General features: G+C 71.3%; 17 protein-coding genes. 2 read left to right on the forward strand and 15 right to left on the reverse strand.

The window, feature by feature from the left end; translation table 11 throughout:
• Positions 1 to 177 precede the first annotated feature (177 nt).
• Positions 178 to 1,083 (forward strand): SURF1 family protein, encoded by a 906-nt coding sequence (locus ABD481_RS40210; protein WP_344671150.1) that lies wholly within the window; start codon positions 178 to 180, stop codon positions 1,081 to 1,083.
• Here ABD481_RS40210 and ABD481_RS40215 read toward each other — a convergent pair.
• The 7 genes from ABD481_RS40215 to ABD481_RS40245 are packed head-to-tail and all read right to left on the reverse strand — an operon-like array spanning position 1,046 to position 7,410.
• Positions 1,046 to 1,477: a DUF3817 domain-containing protein gene (locus ABD481_RS40215; RefSeq protein ID WP_344671151.1), complete on the reverse strand. Its 432-nt coding sequence runs from the start codon at positions 1,475 to 1,477 to the stop codon at positions 1,046 to 1,048. The genes ABD481_RS40210 and ABD481_RS40215 overlap by 38 nt on opposite strands.
• Positions 1,474 to 2,094, reverse strand: coding sequence for a hypothetical protein (locus ABD481_RS40220; RefSeq protein WP_344671152.1), 621 nt, complete (start codon positions 2,092 to 2,094; stop codon positions 1,474 to 1,476). The genes ABD481_RS40215 and ABD481_RS40220 overlap by 4 nt, the downstream gene beginning before the upstream one ends.
• Positions 2,091 to 3,635, reverse strand: coding sequence for a DUF58 domain-containing protein (locus ABD481_RS40225; protein WP_344671153.1), 1,545 nt, complete (start codon positions 3,633 to 3,635; stop codon positions 2,091 to 2,093). The genes ABD481_RS40220 and ABD481_RS40225 overlap by 4 nt, the downstream gene beginning before the upstream one ends.
• Positions 3,632 to 4,672, reverse strand: coding sequence for an AAA family ATPase (locus ABD481_RS40230; protein WP_344671154.1), 1,041 nt, complete (start codon positions 4,670 to 4,672; stop codon positions 3,632 to 3,634). The genes ABD481_RS40225 and ABD481_RS40230 overlap by 4 nt, the downstream gene beginning before the upstream one ends.
• 40 nt (positions 4,673 to 4,712) lie before the next feature.
• Positions 4,713 to 5,348, reverse strand: a complete 636-nt coding sequence (locus ABD481_RS40235) for a hypothetical protein (RefSeq protein ID WP_344671155.1) — start codon at positions 5,346 to 5,348, stop codon at positions 4,713 to 4,715.
• Positions 5,345 to 6,349, reverse strand: coding sequence for a DUF4129 domain-containing protein (locus tag ABD481_RS40240; RefSeq protein WP_344671156.1), 1,005 nt, complete (start codon positions 6,347 to 6,349; stop codon positions 5,345 to 5,347). The genes ABD481_RS40235 and ABD481_RS40240 overlap by 4 nt, the downstream gene beginning before the upstream one ends.
• Positions 6,346 to 7,410, reverse strand: a complete 1,065-nt coding sequence (locus ABD481_RS40245; protein ID WP_344671157.1) for a hypothetical protein — start codon at positions 7,408 to 7,410, stop codon at positions 6,346 to 6,348. Before ABD481_RS40245 ends, ABD481_RS40240 begins: the two co-directional genes overlap by 4 nt.
• Positions 7,411 to 7,611: 201 nt before the next feature.
• Here ABD481_RS40245 and ABD481_RS40250 point away from each other — a divergent pair, with 201 nt between their 5' ends.
• Positions 7,612 to 8,049, forward strand: a complete 438-nt coding sequence (locus ABD481_RS40250) for a CBS domain-containing protein (RefSeq protein WP_344671158.1) — start codon at positions 7,612 to 7,614, stop codon at positions 8,047 to 8,049.
• Between the two features lie 100 nt (positions 8,050 to 8,149).
• Here the strand turns inward: ABD481_RS40250 and ABD481_RS40255 are convergent, their stop codons facing one another.
• The 8 genes from ABD481_RS40255 to ABD481_RS40290 all read right to left on the reverse strand — a co-directional run bounded on the left by ABD481_RS40255 (position 8,150) and on the right by ABD481_RS40290 (position 16,085).
• The gene (locus ABD481_RS40255) at positions 8,150 to 9,064 is read right to left on the reverse strand and encodes an ABC transporter substrate-binding protein (protein ID WP_344671159.1); all 915 of its coding nucleotides are present in this window, start codon (positions 9,062 to 9,064) and stop codon (positions 8,150 to 8,152) included.
• 194 nt (positions 9,065 to 9,258) lie between these two features.
• A complete protein-coding gene (locus ABD481_RS40260) occupies positions 9,259 to 9,681 on the reverse strand; it encodes a rhodanese-like domain-containing protein (protein ID WP_344671160.1) in 423 nt (140 codons plus the stop codon).
• Positions 9,678 to 10,202 (reverse strand): cysteine dioxygenase, encoded by a 525-nt coding sequence (locus ABD481_RS40265; RefSeq protein WP_344671161.1) that lies wholly within the window; start codon positions 10,200 to 10,202, stop codon positions 9,678 to 9,680. Before ABD481_RS40265 ends, ABD481_RS40260 begins: the two co-directional genes overlap by 4 nt.
• Positions 10,203 to 10,477: 275 nt before the next feature.
• Positions 10,478 to 11,368, reverse strand: a complete 891-nt coding sequence (locus ABD481_RS40270; RefSeq protein WP_344671162.1) for an ABC transporter substrate-binding protein — start codon at positions 11,366 to 11,368, stop codon at positions 10,478 to 10,480.
• A gap of 58 nt (positions 11,369 to 11,426) precedes the next feature.
• On the reverse strand, positions 11,427 to 12,107 hold the full coding sequence (locus ABD481_RS40275) for an ABC transporter permease (RefSeq protein ID WP_344671163.1): 681 nt from the start codon (positions 12,105 to 12,107) through the stop codon (positions 11,427 to 11,429).
• Entirely contained in the window at positions 12,104 to 12,745 is a 642-nt protein-coding gene (locus tag ABD481_RS40280) for an ABC transporter permease (RefSeq protein WP_344671164.1), read from the reverse strand. The genes ABD481_RS40275 and ABD481_RS40280 overlap by 4 nt, the downstream gene beginning before the upstream one ends.
• The gene (locus ABD481_RS40285) at positions 12,742 to 13,875 is read right to left on the reverse strand and encodes an ABC transporter ATP-binding protein (RefSeq protein ID WP_344671165.1); all 1,134 of its coding nucleotides are present in this window, start codon (positions 13,873 to 13,875) and stop codon (positions 12,742 to 12,744) included. The genes ABD481_RS40280 and ABD481_RS40285 overlap by 4 nt, the downstream gene beginning before the upstream one ends.
• Positions 13,876 to 13,976: 101 nt before the next feature.
• Complete coding sequence (locus tag ABD481_RS40290) at positions 13,977 to 16,085, reverse strand: hypothetical protein (protein ID WP_344671166.1); 2,109 nt, start codon at positions 16,083 to 16,085, stop codon at positions 13,977 to 13,979.
• Between the last annotated feature and the right edge of the window lie 869 nt (positions 16,086 to 16,954).

The following is a 16,954-nucleotide window of genomic DNA, read 5'->3' on the forward strand; positions in this document are numbered from 1 at the left end:
CGACGCGGTGGCGCGCCGTGGCGCACGCCGTGATGAGACACGGCGCACTCCGCACGTCGCCGCCTGTCGCACTCAGAGTATTCCCCCGGTGACGCACTACGTAGTACGCCCAGGGGATTTCGTTTCGGAACGGCCCCGATTCTTACCGCGTTCACAGGCGTGGGAAGCTGGTGCGCGATGAAGTACCGGTTCCTCCTGCGCCCCTCCTGGCTCGCCGCGATCGCCGCGCTGAGCGTGCTCACCGTGGCCTTCGTCAGCCTGGGGAGCTGGCAGTTCTCGCGGGCGCACCGCAGCCACCGGCTCAGCGCCCAGGAGCTCGCCGCCCGGGTCACCCCGGTCCCGCTCGCGCAGCTGCTCAAGGACGGTTCCCCGGCCGACGGCGACGCGTTGGGCCATGCGGTGACCGTCGCGGGCGTGCTGGACGGCGCGCACCAGCTGCTGGTCCCGGACCGGCGGCTGCCGGACGGCCGGGTCGGCTACCTGGTGATCGCGCCGCTGAAGGCGGCGGACGGGACCGCGGTGGTCGTCAGCCGGGGCTGGACGGCGGACCCGCTGGCCCCGCCCCCGGTGCCGGACGGCCCGGTGACGGTGAGCGGCTGGCTGGCCGCCGCCGAGCCCGCCGACAGCGCCTCGGCGAAGGCCGAGGACGAGGCGGCGCGGGACGCGGCGCACCGGATCGCGACGGTCGATGTCGCGACGCTGTTGAACAAGTGGCCGTACACGTCGCTGGACCTGGTGTACGTCAACGCGCTGAGCGTGACGCCGGCGGACTCCGGCGCGGTCGCGGCGGGCCTCGCGCCGGTTCCGGCGCCGGTGCCGCCGAACAAGTCGTCGTGGTACGTGCTGAACCTCGGCTACACCTTGCAGTGGTGGCTGTTCGGGATCGTCGGGCTCTGGTGGTTCGGCAGCTATGTGCGGCGCCTCGCGAATCCGGTCGAGCCGGACGACGAGGACGAGGACGACGACGATGAGGACGAGAACGAGAACGAGATGGCCGCCGAGGACGACGCCGACAACGAGTACCAGGGCGACGCCGACCCGGGGATCACTCAGCCGCAGCCGTCTCCACCTGCGGTTCGCTAGCCTCCACCGGCTCGCTCTGGGCGGCCTTCGCGGCCTTGGCCGCCTGCCGCGCCTTCTTCGCCGCCGTCCGCTCCTGCGCCTCGGCCAGCAGCCGCTGCGTGTCCCGGACGACGATCCGCTCGTAGTAGAAGGCCAGGAACGGCACCACGCCCACGAGCATGATCAGGATGGTCCGGACCGGCTTGTAGCGGGCCCGCAGGCACAGGTCCAGGGCCACGATCAGGTAGACCATGTAGCCGTAGCCGTGGACGATGCTGACCGGCTTCTCCAGGGTCTTGTTGTGGGCCCACAGCTGCAGGGGGATGACCACGAAGGTGAGCAGCAGCAGCATGGTGCCGGTGAACAGCGCCATCACGCGGTAGCGGGTGATGGCGCCGGAGGTCAGCGTAGTCATCGTGGAGGCCTGTCCTGTTCCTGCCGATCGGGTGGCCGCTGTGCGGTTCCCCGCGAGCCTACCCGGCGGGTCTCGCCGCGCCCGAAGGCGGTCGCCACCGCGGCGGTCAGGGCGGCCGCCCCGGCGAGCGCGGCGAGCACCGGGCGGTACGCCGCGTCCGATCCCGGCAGCGCCACCAGCGCGACGGCGCCGGCGGTCAGCGCGGCCGTCCCGGCCAGCAGCGGAGGCGAGGCCAGACGCCGCAGCGTCGCGAGCGGGACGGTGACCGCGTCGATGAGCAGCAGGTAGCCGCACAGCAGCGCGGCGTCGACCGCGACCGCCCACAGCGGCGGCTGCTTGGTCGCCACCAGGGTCACGTACAGCGCGATCAGCAGGGTGTTGCGATGGACGGCGGCCAGCCGGTGCACCCGCATCGCGGCCACCACCGGGCGGCCGGCGTAGGGCTGCGCCAGGCCGGCGAACACCAGCGTGCAGAACACGAGCACCTCGACGTCCGTGCTCGACGGCGGCCAGTCCCAGAACGGGAGCCCGCTGCCCATCACCGCCATGGCGACGCCGTACAGGGCCCAGAACAGGCGGTTGGTGAGCACGCCTCCGGGCGCGGCGCCCGGACTCATCGGACCCTCCCGGCCAGCTGTGTCCGCGCCAGCGGCGCCAGCGCCAGATCCAGCGGGTCGACCCCGTCCCAGGACACCACGGGCACCCCCAACTCGCCGAGTACGAACCGCACCGCCTGGCGGTCCAGGCGCCAGACCCGGAGTGCCAGGGCGTCCAGGTGGTCGGCCTTCGGGCCGCCCCGGCCGCCGGAGCCGTAGCGGGCGCCGGAGCCGGACCGGCCGGCGCCCCTCATGGTGCCGCCCGGCTCGGGCTCGTGCGCCAGCACGTCCACGACCACCACCGGGTGGCCGCGGTCGGCCAGGTCCCGGATCGACTCCACGACCACCGGGTCCAGCAGCGGGCTGAACACGTACACCAGGGCGCCGCGCGGCAGCACCCGGGTGGGCAGGCGTCGCAGGCCGCCGGTCTCGTAGGTGAAGTCCTTGCGCAGGTCCATGACGGTCTGCGCGATGCGGTACAGGTGGGCGTTCCCCGATCCGGGGGAGAGCCACTGCACCCGCCCGGACAGCGTCACGACGCCGATCCGGTCGTGCGCCTTCAGGTAGGCCTGGGCCAGTCCGGCCGCGCCGCGCACCGCGATGTCGAGGGTCGAGCGCGGACGCAGGTCCTCGGTGACCGGGGGCTGCGGCAGGTCCGACAGGGCGTCGATGAGGACGACCGCCTCGGTGGCGCGTTCGGCCTCGAAGGTGTTCACCTGGAGCTCGCGCCGCCGGGTGGTGGCCGGCCAGTTGATGCGGCGCTGGCGGTCGCCGAAGACGTAGGGGCGCACGGCGATGAACTCGACGCCCTCGCCGGGGGTGCGGGCCGAGTGCTCGCCGAAGCGGTCCGGGAAGCGGTGCGGCAGCAGCACGGTGTCGTCCGGCGCCGGGACCGGGAACGCCTCGACCTCGCCGAGGTCGGCGTGCAGGGCGGCGACGCGCAGGCCGGCGGTGTCGTGGACGTCGATCGCCACCGCGCCCAGCGACCAGCGGCCCCAGCGCGGCACGAGCAGGCGCACGGTGATCACCGCGCCGGCCAGCTCCAGCGATTCCAGCCGCACGCCGGACGGGGCCGGCAGCGGGCCGAACTCGACGTCCTCCCGCGCGTGCGGTGCCAGGTACTCCTGGCGGGTCCAGCCGGCCGCGGCGTCGGCGGCCAGGCGGATGGTCGCGGTCAGCGTCTCGCCCTCGAAGCAGCGCCGGTCCGGCACGTCCACCTCGGCCCGGATCCGCGTGGGATGCGAGCCGCCGTTCACCGCCAGCATCAGCAGCGGCCCGGCCGCCAGCGGCACACACCACCAGGCGCCGAACACGACCGCCGGGATCAGCGCGCAGACGACGGCGGTCAGCAGGCGCATGGCCCGCTGGGACGGACGCCAGGTGACCGCGGGGGCCGGGGCCGGGTCCGGGGTCTGAGCCGGGTCGCGGCGGTCGGTGCCGAACCCGGAACCGGAACCGAGCCCGGAACCGGAGCCGAAGCCGGAGCCGAGCCCGGAGCCGAGCCCGGAACCGGAGCCGGAGCCGAGTCCGGAACCGAAGCCGGAACCAGGAGCGCCACTCACCGCCGCGTCGCGCCCTGGTTCGGGCCCTGGCTTCCGGCGGCGGCGCCGGCGGCACCGGCCGCGTCCTGCTGGCGGGGCAGAGTGCGGGGGGTCGGGGTGGCGGCGACCAGGGAGGCGATGACCTCGTCGGCCGACACCCGGCGGACCCACAGCTCCGGGCGCAGGCTGATGCGGTGGGCCAGGGCCGGCACCGCGACCGCCTTCACGTCCTCGGGCAGCACGTAGTCGCGGCCGGACAGCACCGCGCGGGCCCGGGCCAGCTGGACCAGGGCCAGGCCGCCGCGGGGGCTGGCGCCGACCTGGATCTGCGAGTTCGCGCGGGTCGCGTTGACCAGCGCCACCACGTAGTCCACGACGTCGGGCGCGACCTCGACGGTCTCGATCGAGGCCCGCATCGCCAGCAGGCCCGCGGCGTCCACCACGCGGTCCAGCTCGACCCGCTCGGCCCGGCGGTCCAGGCGGCGCAGCAGCATCGCGGCCTCGTCGGCCGGCGACAGGTAGCCCATGCGGACCCGGAGCAGGAACCGGTCGAGCTGGGCCTCCGGCAGCGCGTAGGTGCCCTCGTACTCGATCGGGTTGTCGGTGGCCAGCACCACGAAGGCCGGGTCCAGCCGGTGCGACTTGCCGTCCACCGACACCTGGCCCTCGGCCATCGCCTCCAGCAGCGCCGCCTGGGTCTTCGGGGGCGTGCGGTTGATCTCGTCGGCCAGCAGCAGCTGGGTGAACACCGGGCCGGGGCGGAAGACCATGTCGCCGTCGCGCTGGTCGTAGAACGGGGCGCCGGTGACGTCCGAGGGCAGCAGGTCCGGGGTGAACTGGATGCGGGTGAAGTCCAGGCCCAGCGCGGTGGCGAAGGACCGGGCCATCAGGGTCTTGCCCAGGCCCGGCAGGTCCTCGATCAGGACGTGGCCGCCGGCCAGCACGCCGAGCAGGACCAGCTCCAGGGCGGCGCGCTTGCCGACGACGGCCTTCTCCACCTCGTCCAGCACGGCGAGCGCCTGGCGACAGGCCTGCTCGGGGGTCAGCTCGTCGGTCATCCCGTCTCCTTCGATCCTTCGGTCGGTGCCGGTCGGCCGCTCACAGCCGCTCCAGCCGTTCGATCAACTCGGCCACGGCCCGCATCGGCGGGTCGGCGGCCCGCGCGCCGACCGCCGCTCCGGTTCCCGTTCCGATCCCCGTCCCGGCCCGCTCGCCAGTTAGCAGCGCCGGGTCCACCAGCGGCCAGACGTCGGTGCCCAGCAGCGCCGCCGCCGTGCCGGGGTCCCGGTAGAGGTTCACGCCGTGCCGTTCGGCCAGCCGGGCGGCGGCCAGCCGGGTCAGCTCCCGCCGCAGGCCGCGGTCGTAGCCGCCGGGCTCGCGCGACGTGCGCAGCATCGAGGTGTACCAGGCCACGCCGATGTAGTGGCGCTCCAGCACCCGCTCCCGCACGTCGTTGTTCATGCCGACGGTGCGGCCGGCGACGGTGTAGTAGGCGGCCAGGGCGATGGCGGCGACGCAGGCGCCGACCGCGAGCCCGAGCCACTGCGTGCCGAGCACGAGCCAGGTCGACGCGCCGACCACGAACGTCATCGTGGTCAGGGCCACCCCGACCGCGGTCCAGCGCCGGCGGGCCAGGGCCGCCTCCGCCACGCGCTCGCGCTCGGCCGCCTGCTGCGCTGCCGCCTGCCGGTCCGTGCTGTTCTGGCCGGCGCCGGCGTGGTTCAGCGTGCTCATCCCCGGCCTCCAGGCGCTGAAGCGGCGGCCGTGCTCGTGGCCGCGTTGCCCTCGGCCGCCTTGCCCTCGGCCGCGGCGCGCGCCGCCGCGGCCTCCTGGGCCTCGGCGGCGCGCACGCGCAGATGGTCGGCGATCGCGGTGAGCGCCGTGCGTGCCTGCTCCCGCTTGCCTTCGTCGATGGGATGCCGGGAGAACCGGGCCTCCCGGAACAGGTCGGTCAGCAGCCGGGCCGGCCCGTCCGGGATCAGGTGCCTGCCGGTGATCCGGGCCAGGAAGTCCTCGGGGGTGTCGGCCTCGCGCCGGCCGTTGCCCTCGGCGCTGAGCGCGTCCTCCATCGCGGCGTAGCAGGCGATCACCGCTTCGCGCGCGTCGCCCTGGTAGGCCAGGGCCCGGCTGCCGGCGGCCACCGCCTCGGCGAGCTGCTCCAGGGCGGCCTCGTCGAGTTCGTCGAACTCCATGACCAGCAGCGGGCCCTGGGGCATCCGCAGGCGGCGCAGCAGCTGGAAGAGGAAGTAGCCGACCAGGGCGAGGACCGCGGCGACGATCAGCAGGACCACGGCCTGGGCGATCAGGTCCTGCCAGCGCGAGTCCTTGTGCGGCGGCACATGGTGCTGGTCGAGGCCGGCCTTCCGGCTCATGCTCGGTGTGGAGGTGGCGGGGGTCAGGTCGGCGATCGTCGGGGCCGCGGGCGGCCCGGCCACCCGCCCGAAGAAGAACAGGCCCACCGGGGTCATCACGGCGGTGGTGGCGAGCAGCAGGGCGGTCGCGGTGCCGGCCCGGTGCAGCGGTCCGAAGCCGTTGTCGCGGTGCTTGGCGAAGGAGATGGCCACGGCCGCCAGCGCGACCGCGGCCCCGAGCGCGACCAGCGGCCGCAGGTCCTTGCCGGCGCCGGCGGCGGGCCCGGAGTCCAGCCCGCCGACCCGGCGGGACGCCACGCCCAGGCCGGCGACGGCGACGACCACGATCGCGGTGGGCAGCCACCGCCTGGTGTTCCCGGTCATACGGCGATGCCGCCGGTGGTGGTCTGCTCGGCGGTGCGCTCGGCCCGGATCCGGGCCGCCTGCCGGGCCAGCGCCCGCTCCAGGCCGCGGTCCAGCTGGCCGCCGACCTCGCGCACGTGCGCGATCTCGGCCAGCGCGGCGTCCCGCACCTCGCCGGGGATGTCCCGCAGGTTCTCCGGCAGCGCCTTCATGGCCCCCCACAGCGACAGGTCGTCCATGCTCAGCGCCAGCTCGCCGTGCTTGCGCATCAGGTCCATCAGGTGGCGCCGGCGCAGGTGCGCCAGGGTGTTCGCGGTCTTCAGGGCCGCCGCCCAGATCAGCAGGTTCAGCACCGGCACCGCGATCAGCCAGGTGGCGAAGTGGATGTTGTCGCCGGTCAGCCAGCCGGGCCGGTGGTGCATGCGGTTCGCCGAGTGCTCGATCCGCTGCTCGATCCAGGCCGGGACGGCCATCACGGCCAGGGTGCCCAGGCTGGTCAGGGCGAACGGGATGCCGACGTAGGCGCCCCAGCGCGGCCAGGTGGTGGTGGCCTGGAGCCGGTGGCGCAGCCGCATGAACGGGCACGGGAACAGCACCGAGGCCAGGTTCCCGGCGGCGATCGGGGCCAGCGGCAGCTCGGCGATGATCGGCCAGTTGTGCTTGACCCAGTGGTGGTCCTTGGTCAGCAGGATCACCAGGCCGGCCACCCCGAAGGCGTATCCGGCCTCGAAGACGTAGAGGACCTGGTTGCGGACCCGCAGCAGGCGCGCCGGGTCGCCGCCGGCCGACAGCACCTTGATGGTCCACTCCGGCTCGGCGGCCAGCTGGTTGGTCAGCGAGGCGTCGGCGACGGCGGTCAGGACGATGGTGACGATCAGCGTGAGCGGATCGCGGACCCGCGTGCCGATCGGATCCCAGTACAGGAACGCGCCGGTGGCCAGGCCCAGACCCATCGAGGCGAGCATCCCGAACATCCAGTCCGGCCACACCCGCAGAACGCGCCAGAACTCCCTGGGCAGGGTGACCTTGAGGGCCAGGTCCTCCGACGGCTCGCTCGCGGCCGTCACGACGGCCTCGGTCATGGTGTGGCTCCCCCCTGTCGCACGCGGTTCCGCCAGGCTGCAAGCGGTCTCGCCAAGGGAGGATAACTCTTCCAGGGGAGTTACGGACGGTCGAGCAGCGGCGCCGTGGGGTAACCCGCCTGGCAGATTCCGACAAAGCACGCGGATCGGGTCGCGGTCAGGCTGGGTCCGAACACTCGTCCCGTCGGCGCAGGAGGATGCATGGTCACGGTCCGCGATGTGATGACCGAGGCACCCAAGTCGGTGCTGGAATCGGACAACCTGGTGCACGTGGCCCGGGTGCTGCGCGACGAGGACGTCGGCTGCGTGCCGGTGGTCGCCGACGACGGGCGCCTGCTCGGCATGCTCACCGACCGCGACCTGGTGGTGGAGGCGATGGCGTCGAACGACGACCCGACCGTGCGGCAGGCCGGGGAGCTGATGCGCGGCGATCTGCACACCGTCGACGCCGACGGCTCGGTGGCCAACGCCGTGGAGACGATGGGGCGCCAGCGGGTGCGGCGGCTGCCGGTGGTGTCGGCCGGGCGCCTGGTCGGCGTGGTGAGCATCGCGGATTTGGCCAAGAATTTGCCCTCGGCCGCCGTCGGCGAGCTGATGGCGCTGATCTCGAAGACCGGCCACAAGGACAAGCTGCCGTAGCGAGCGGCGCTCTCCTCTATAGGAAGGTCCGGCACAGGCGGGGCGGATCCGGACCCGGGCCCGCGGCGGTCCCCTGCACCGCCGCCGGCCCGGGAGACTGCTACTTCTTGTTCAGGCCCACCGAGGTCAGCCAGGCCTTGGCCACGTCCGCCGGGTCCTTCTTCTCGGTCGCGACCTGCTCCAGGAGCCCGGTCAGGGTCGGGGTGTCGAGCTTGGCGGACACCGCGTTCAGCGCGTCGACGCCGGCCGCCGGCAGGTTCTTCTTCGACACCAGCGGCACCACGTTCTGCACGCCGAACAGGTGCTGGTCGTCCTTGAGCACCACGAAGCCGTTGGTCTTGATGGCCGGGGTGGTGCTGTAGAGGTCGACGATGTCGGCGTCGCCGTGCTGGAGCGCGGAGACGGTCTGCGGCCCGGAGTTGTCCAGCGCCTTGAAGTCCTTGAAGTCCAGGTTGTAGACGCTCTTGAGGCCGACCAGGCCCTGCTGGCGGGTCTTGAACTCCGGCGCCGAGCCCAGGACCAGGTCCTTGGCGTAGGGGGCCAGGTCCGAGATCTGCTTCAGGTTGTCCTTGGTGGCCAGCGCCGTGGTCACCACCAGCGAGTCGTTGTCCTCGGCGGCGGCCGGCGCCAGGATCTGCAGGTTGCTCGGCAGCTTGGCGGTGATCGCCTGGTCGACGGCGTCGGTGGTGGCCGAGGTGTTGGTCTTGTCCAGGAACGCCAGCAGCGCGCCGTTGTACTCGGGGACCACGGTGATCGCGTCGGACTTCAGCTGCTGATACAGCACATCCCGCTGGCCCACATTCGGTTTGCGGTCCACGGATATGCCCTTGGCCTCCAGTGCCTGGGCGTAGATCTCCATCAGCAGGGCGTTCTCCGGGAACGCCGCCGAGCCGACGACGACCTTGGACCCGCTCTTGGAGCTCGAGCACGCGCTCAGCGCGCCGGTCGCGGCCAGGGCCACCGCGAGCGCGGCGCCGGCTACGCGGGTCTTGGAACCGGTGGTACGAAGCATCATTTATTTCCCCTCCAGAATCGGACTCACCGAACCTACTAACCGCCGCCGACATCGGCATGTTTCTCCGACCGCGATTCGAGACCGTTCCGTGACCGGAACGTCGCAGGCGACGTAGTCGCCTTATACGGAACGGCCGCAGTGGCGGACGTCACTGCGGCCGCACCGTCGCCGCGGCTGCCCCGGTGGGCGCGCGCTCACGGCACAGCCGGTTTCCCGCCGGGCTCGGTCGGCAGTCCCTCGGCCGCCCAGGCCCGGTAGCCGCCGATCAGATCGGTGGCCTTCAGCAGGCCCAGCCGCCGCAGGTCGCGCGCGGCGAGGCTGGAGGCGTAGCTCTCGTTGCAGAACACGATGACCACGCGCTCGGCGTCGACGCCGGGCAGCCGCCACTCGCTGTCGGGGGCCAGGCGCCACTCCAGGTGGATGCGCTCGACCGGGACCGCGCCCGGGATCTCGCCTTCGGCGGCCCGGTTCACGTGCGGCCGGATGTCGACGAGCAGCGCGCCTTCCTGGCGCAGGCGTTCGGCCTCCCGCGGCGTGACCCGCTCCAGTTCGGAGCGGGCCTCGGCCAGGAACGCGTCCACCGAGCTCGGACCACTGTCTCCGGACACGGAGCTCAAACCACTTCCTCCAGGCTCGTGTACTCCCGCGTGGGGAGCAGCGGCGGCGAATAGGCGTGCACGGTCGCGGCGGGCAGCACACCCGCGTTGCGCACCACGTGCGCGCGGTCGCCGCCGAAGCCGAGGCCCTGGCCGACGTGCAGGGTCCGGGTGCCGATCGGCGCGCCGGGGTAGCGGTGCTCCTCCAGGACCTCGCCGGTCAGCACCGTGAACGAGCCGGCGGCGCCGCCGTGGTCGTGCGGGTGCGTGCCCTGGCCGGGCAGCCAGCTCAGCAGCCAGACCTCGACGCCGCGGGTCAGGGCCAGCCGGGTCCACCAGCGCTGCGGCTCGGTGTAGCGGACCAGCTCGCGCAGCCGCTCGGCGTGGTCCTGGGCCAGGGTCCGGGTCAGGTCCCTGAGCTGGGTCGGCGTCCAGAGCGGACGGCCGGGCTGGACGAGGTCGTGCAGGAAGGGCTCGGCCAGGTCGAGCTCGGGGAGGGTGATGTCAGACGGCGCGGCTTCGAACGGTGCGGTCGCAGGCATGGGTGCTCCAGGGTCCGGGATGTGCGGTCGGGGTCGGCAGGGACCCCGGACACATGCAGGACGCCACGCGCAGCAAGTCGACCGGGCGGTCGGACCAGGCGAGGAGCGGAGTGGACATGCCGCAGATGCTGACACGGGCGGCTTGAGCGACGTCGGAGCCGTCCGCGATCCGGGCGGCGGCCGTCTCATGTCGTATCAAGGAATGGGAACGAGGTGGTCCGAAATGTGGACATCGGTGCCGCGGTCCCGTCGCTTGCGACCCGCCCACCGACCACCTACCGCAGTCCGACCGATTTCAACCAGTCGTCGGCGACCACGTCGATGTCCTTCTTCTCGTTCGTGATCTTGGCCATCATCGCCACCAGCGCCGCCGTGTCCAGTTTGGCCGACACCGTGTTGAGCGTCTCGGTCGCGACCGCTGTCATACTGCCCCGATACGCCAGCGGTGTCACGTTCTGCGCGCTGAAGACCTGCTCGGGATCGGTGAGCACGGTGAAGCCGTGGGTGATCAGGTTCGGGTCGGTGGTGAACAGCGTCGCCACCTGGACCGAGTCGTCGACCAGGGCTTTGACGGTGATCGGCCCGGCGGTGTCCAGGGACGCGAAGTCCTTGAACGTCAGGCCGTACTTCTCCTTCAGGCCGGGCAGGCCCTGGTAGCGGGTCTTGAACTCCGGCGGCCCGCCGATGGTCATCGACGCCGCGTACGGAGCCAGGTCCGCGATCGACGTCAGGTGGTTCTTCGCGGCCGTCTGCCCGGTCGTCACCAGCGCGTTCTTGTCCTCGGCCGGCGAGGAGTCGAGGATCTCCATCGAGGGTGGCAGCTTCGCCTTCAGCTCGGCGTTGACCTCCACGGTCGTCGTGGCCCGCGACTTGGAGTCCAGATAGCCCAGCAGGGCGCCGTTGTACTCCGGCAGCACCGAGATCGAGCCTGCCTGGACCTGCTGGTAGAGCACCTCGCGGCTGCCGACGTTGAACTTGGTGGCGACCTTGACGCCCTTGGCGCTCAGGGCCGAGGCGTAGATGTCGGCCAGCAGCACGTTCTCCGGGAAGTTGGCGGATCCCACGGTGACCTGCCCCTTCTTCGGACCCGGTTGCAGCGGGTTGCCGCTGGTGCAGGCGGTGACGGTCAGGGCCGCGACCGGCAGGAGGGCGGCGGTCTTTCGCATGGGTCTTCCTTTGCGCCGGCCCCCCTGCGTGTATCAAGTGGTGAGTACCCGATAGGTGCTAGGCGGAGGCCCGCTCCCGTGATTGCAGGCCGGGAGAGATCAGGACCCGGCGCAGCACGGCGAAGAACACGAGGTTGAGGATGGCCGCGACGACGATCAGGATCGCGCCCCCGGCGACCATGCCGTAGTCGGTGGTGGCCAGCCCGTCGATGATGTAGCGCCCGAGCCCGCCGAACGACGAGTACGCCGCGATGGCCGTGTTCGCCACGGCGTTGACCGCCGCGAACTGGAACCCGGTGAGGATCAGCGGCATCGCCGCCGGCACCTCGGCCCGCCACAGCACCTGCCAGGGCCGCAGGCCCATGCCCTGCGCCGCGTCGGTCAGCCGGGGATCGACGTTGCGCACCCCCTCGTAGGTGTTCAGCAGGATCGGCGGCACCGTCAGCGCCACCAGCGGGATCATCACGGCGCGGAACTTCACCCCTATGACCACCACCAGCAGCACCACCAGGCCCAGCGTCGGCAGCGCCCGGGCGATGTTCGCCAGCGAGGTCACCACCAGGCCCCCGCGCTTGGTGTGGCCGGTCAGCAGCCCCAGCGGGAAGGCGATCAGGGCCCCGATGAGCACCGCCTCGACGGAGTACTCGAAGTGCTCCAGGAACCGGGTCGGGATCCCGTCGGACCCGTGCCAGTTGCTCGCCGTGGTGAGCCAGCCCCAGGCGTCACTCAGGACGTTCACCGCGACCTCCGCTGGTTCCACGGCGTGAGCAGCCGCTGCGTGATGACGAGCAACAGATCGCAGATCAGGGCCAGCGCGACGATGCAGATGATGCCGGTGACCGCCAGGTCCGACCGGTTCAGCTGGGCCGCGGCCGTGAACAGCGCGCCGAAGGCGCCGACGCCGATCACCGTGCCGACGCTGACCATGCTGATGTTGCCCACGGTCGCCACCCGCAGGCCGGCCATGATCGGGGGGACCGCCAGGGGGAGGTCCACGGAGACGAGGCGGCGCGCGCCGGTGTAGCCCATGGCGACGGCGGCCAGCCGCACGTCCTCGGGGATGCCGCGCACGCCGTCCACGATGTTCGGCACCAGCGCGGCCAGGCTGTAGAAGGCCAGCGGGATGATGACCGTGGTCTGCGTCAGCCCGGTGGAGGGCACCAGCAGCACGAACAGGGCGATCGAGGGCAGCGAGTAGATCACCGTCAGCGTCGCCACCACCGGCGGGTAGATCCGCGGGTACCGGACGCACAGCAGCGCCAGCGGCACCGCGACGATCAGGCCGAACAGCACCGAGGACAGGGCCATGGTGAGCTGCTGCTGGATCAGCGACCCGTAGGTCCCCAGGTAGCTGGGGATGTGCGGGAACAGATTCATCGGCTGCTCTCCGGGCTGCTCCCGTCCTGCGCCGCCCGGATCGCCGGCACCAACTCCTCCACCGAGGCGACGCCGACCACCGCGCCGTGGGCGTCCACGCCGACCGCGCGGCTGGACGGCGAGAGCACGGCGGAGTCCAGCGCCGCGCGCAGGGACTCGGCCTCGACGGTGAAGGTGTGGCCGTAGGAGACGAGGTCGCCGGCCGCGACCTTGCCCAGGTCGCCGTCCGCCGGGACGTGGTCCGCGAGCAGCCACCCGACCGGTTTGCGCTCGGTGTCGACGACCAGCAGCCACGGCTGCGCGGACCGGCGGGCCAGCACCTCCTGCGCCGGGGTGTCGATCGCCACCACCGGCTCCGGCCGCAGCGGCACCGCGCCGGAGGAGAAGAAGGACAGGCGCCGCACCCCGCGGTCCACGCCGAGGAAGCCCTCGACGAACTCGTTCTTGGGTTTGGCCAGCAGCTCCGACGGCGAGTCGAACTGCTCCAGCACCCCGCCGGTGTTGAGCACCGCGACCTTGTCGCCGAGCAGGATCGCCTCGTCGATGTCGTGGGTGACGAACAGGATGGTCTTCTCCAGCTCGGACTGGAGCCGCAGCAACTCGGTCTGCAGGTCCTTGCGCACCACCGGGTCCACCGCGCTGAACGGCTCGTCCATCAGCAGCACCGGCGGATCGGCGACCAGCGCCCGCGCCACGCCCACCCGCTGCTGCTGGCCGCCCGAGAGCTGGTAGGGATAGCGCTGGGCGTGCTCCGCCTCCAGGCCCACGGTCAGCAGCAGCTCCATCGACTTCTCCCGGGCCCGCTCCTTGGACCAGCCCAGGAGCCGCGGCACGGTCATGATGTTCGCCAGCACCGTCCGGTGCGGGAACAGGCCGGCGTTCTGGATGACGTATCCGATGCCCCGGCGCAGCTCCGGCGCGGGCTTGGACTTCACGTCGACGCCGTCGATCAGGATGCTGCCGCTGGTGGGGTCGATCATGCGGTTGACCATCCGCAGCAGCGTCGTCTTCCCCGACCCGGAGGGTCCCACCAGTACCGTGATCCGGCCGCTGTCCGCGGTCAGGTCCGTGGCGGCGACCGCCACCGTCCCGTCCGGGTACGTCTTACCGACCTGCTGGAAGGAAATCACTCCGCGAGCCTAGCCGGTCGCGGTGACGTCGGTGTGGCGCGGCACGTCGCCGAGGGGTCTGGTGGGGGACTGGGAATCGGTGGTTTCGTCAGGAGTCGCCTTCAGGGCTGGAGCAGCAGGCGGGAGCGCTGCTCGTCGTCGAGGGCTCTGGCTTCTGCCCGGGCCGCGGCCGCCAGCTGCGTGTTGTCGAGTTCGTCGTGGGCCAGGGCCAGCGTGTGCAGCGTGGCCACGAGATTCTGCCGGTAGGTGTCCGGAAGGCCGCGATAGATCTCCACTGCTTCGTTGATGGGGATCAGCCGTGCGTGCGGACCGAGGCGGCCGGCCATCGTGCGGAGGGTCGCGGCGAGCACGGGCTGGTAGGCGTCGGGCTCGTCCGCGGCCAGCTGTCGGCTCAGCGCGATCGACTGCTCGATGGCCGACAGGGCCTCGGCCCACTGGCCCATGGCATGGTGCAGCTCCGCGAGCGTGGCCAGACAGGTGGCCAGCTGGGGCCGGAACTCGTCCGGCTGGGCATGGGCCAGGTGCCGGTAGAGGTTGGCCGCTTCCTGCAATATGGGAATGGTCTCCGGGTCGTTGGGCGCGGTGGCCCGGGTGGCCGTCGCGAACAGGTGTGCGGCCAGATCGGAGGTGTGCGCGTCCGAGTCCAATCGGGCCAGCTGCCGGTAGAGCCGCTCCGCCTCCGCGGTGGCGACGGCGGCCTTCTCGGTCTGCCCGATGGCATCGCACCAGTTGCCCAGCAACGACAGGCACGATGCCAGTTGGCTGCGATACGCGCGCGGATGGCTCGCCGTCAGCTGCTGATAGCGCTCGACAGCCTCCTCCAACGCCGCCAGGCCTTCCCGCCGACCCCGCTCCGCCGAGCGCATAGCGACGATGTGCAGGCAGTTGGCCAGATCAGCACTGTGCGCCGTGGGATTGTCCACAGCCAGCTGCCGATAAAGCCGGACGGCCTCCTCGGCCGTCGCCAGGGCCCGGTCGGACTGCCCGACCGCGTCGAGATGCTCGGCCAACAACAACAGACAGGCGGCCAGATCCCCGCGGTGGGCGTGCGGATCGCCGGCAGCCAGCCGCCGCAGGCACTCCGCCGCCTCCTCGATCGCCGCCGAATGGTCCACCTCCCTGCCGTCGGCGTGCAACTGCTGGCCGTACAGGAGCAGGCACGACGCCAGATCCATCTGATAGCTGTGCGCAGCGGGGCCGGAGGCCAGCCAGCGAAGAATCCCCACGGTCTCCCGGGCCAGATCCAGGGTCGCCGGCGAGGGCTGGTCCGGATCCACACGCGACAGCAGTTCTATGAGATTCGCGGCCAGATCCGGACGGAACGCGTTCGGATGCTTGTCCGCCAGCCGCCGATGACACGTAGTGGCCTTCTGCAACGCCGCCAGCGCCTGCTGATCCTGGCCCGCGGCGTCGTACCGCTTGGCCAGCAGATACAACGAGGCGGCCAGATCGGGCAGATACTTCTCGGAGTCGCTCTGGGCCAGCGACCGCCTCAGCATCGCTGCCTCCTCGACAGCCGCCAGCGCGGCGGCATTCCGCCCAGCACGCGTCGCATGGATCGCCAACGTATGAAGACCGGTCGCCAACTCCGCGGTGTACTGGTCCGGACTGGCGCTGGCCAGCCGCCGATAGACGTTGACGGCCTCATCGACGGCCAGCAACGCATCCGCCGGACGCCCCAACGCCTCACACCGCGTGGCGAGCAGATTCAACGTCACGGCCAGCTCGGCGCTGTACAGCTCCGGCCGCGTACTCGCCAGCTGCCGATACGTCGCCACAGCCTGCTCCGTGGCAGCCAGCCCCTTGACCGTCATGCAGTTGGCGTCGTAGCAGTTGGCGACCGACCGCAGCGCATCGGCCAGATCAGGCAGATACCCCCGCTGAACCCCGGCCAGCCGCTGGTAGACACCCACAGCCTCCTCACTCGCGGCCAACGCGTCAGCCGGCAGATTCTCCGCATCGCACTGAACGGCGAACGCCCCCAGCGCAATGGCCAACGCCTTGCTCGTGGCCTCGGCATACGGCGCGGTCAACGTACCGTTGTCGGCCAGCCGCACAACCTGGTCCCGACAATGCCCGACCAGCTGCTCATGGATCCGCAACGCCGCGGACGCCCACGGATTCCGCTGCCGGGCCGTGAACACCGCGGCGGTCAGCATTCCCAGCATCCCGACCCGGACCACCCGTCGCACGATGCCACCCAGCGGCATGCCCTGATGACGCCGGCGTCCCAGCAGAATCCGACGTCCGACACCACGGTCGACGAGGCCGGTACGACGGCGATAGCGATTGAAGTCAAAGCCTTTATTCCTCCGACCAAATAAGCTCCGTCGGTAGGCGGAACTCCAGGAGGGTACTGCATATACGAAGCGGGTCCACGACCGTTATCGGCCCGTGGCGCAGAATTAACGCGAATGGATTATCCCGCCATGGTGCGCTACGGGAAGTTGACCATGAACCACCACCGAAGCGAGGAAGCGTACCACCTACGAGAGTGTCGCAAAGTTGCGATAACCGGGAGAGCTGAAAAGGACGGCCGCTGATGATTCACGACAGCAAGACCCGGTCAGATCAACTTCAACCCCACCGGACACCAATAAGACCTCTGATTTTCGGCAGAACCTCACAGATTCATCAGAGGTCTCGGCCCCATGCATTGTCTATCCATAGGCCTACCGCAATGATCCCGAATTCTCGACCCGTGATCTTGCACACTAAGCGCGAGCCGGAAAAGGATCAATGCGAACCGGCAGCCAAAGCCCTGAGGCCGCCGCCCCCCGCCCCCGAGACCTTCAGTCCTCTGCCTGGGGTTTTGGTTTGTTCTCCTCGGTCACGTCGGCAGGGCTTTGCCTACAGTGCCGTCGACCGGGTGTCAAGTTCATGCACGCTCAACCGCGGCCCAAAAGCCCTCACCGCAGCGGCATGGACTTGACACCCGGGCGGCGGTGCTGTACCCGTAGGGCTGCCGACGTGACCGAGGAGAACAAACCCCCACCTCACCAACCGCCAGCGCAGGGACTAGCAGGACCCACCTATGGAGCAGCGCCAGTTCTCCGAGGGATCAGAGGCCCTCGCCGGA

The organism is Catenulispora yoronensis (genome assembly GCF_039531695.1).
Classification (GTDB): domain Bacteria; phylum Actinomycetota; class Actinomycetes; order Streptomycetales; family Catenulisporaceae; genus Catenulispora; species Catenulispora yoronensis.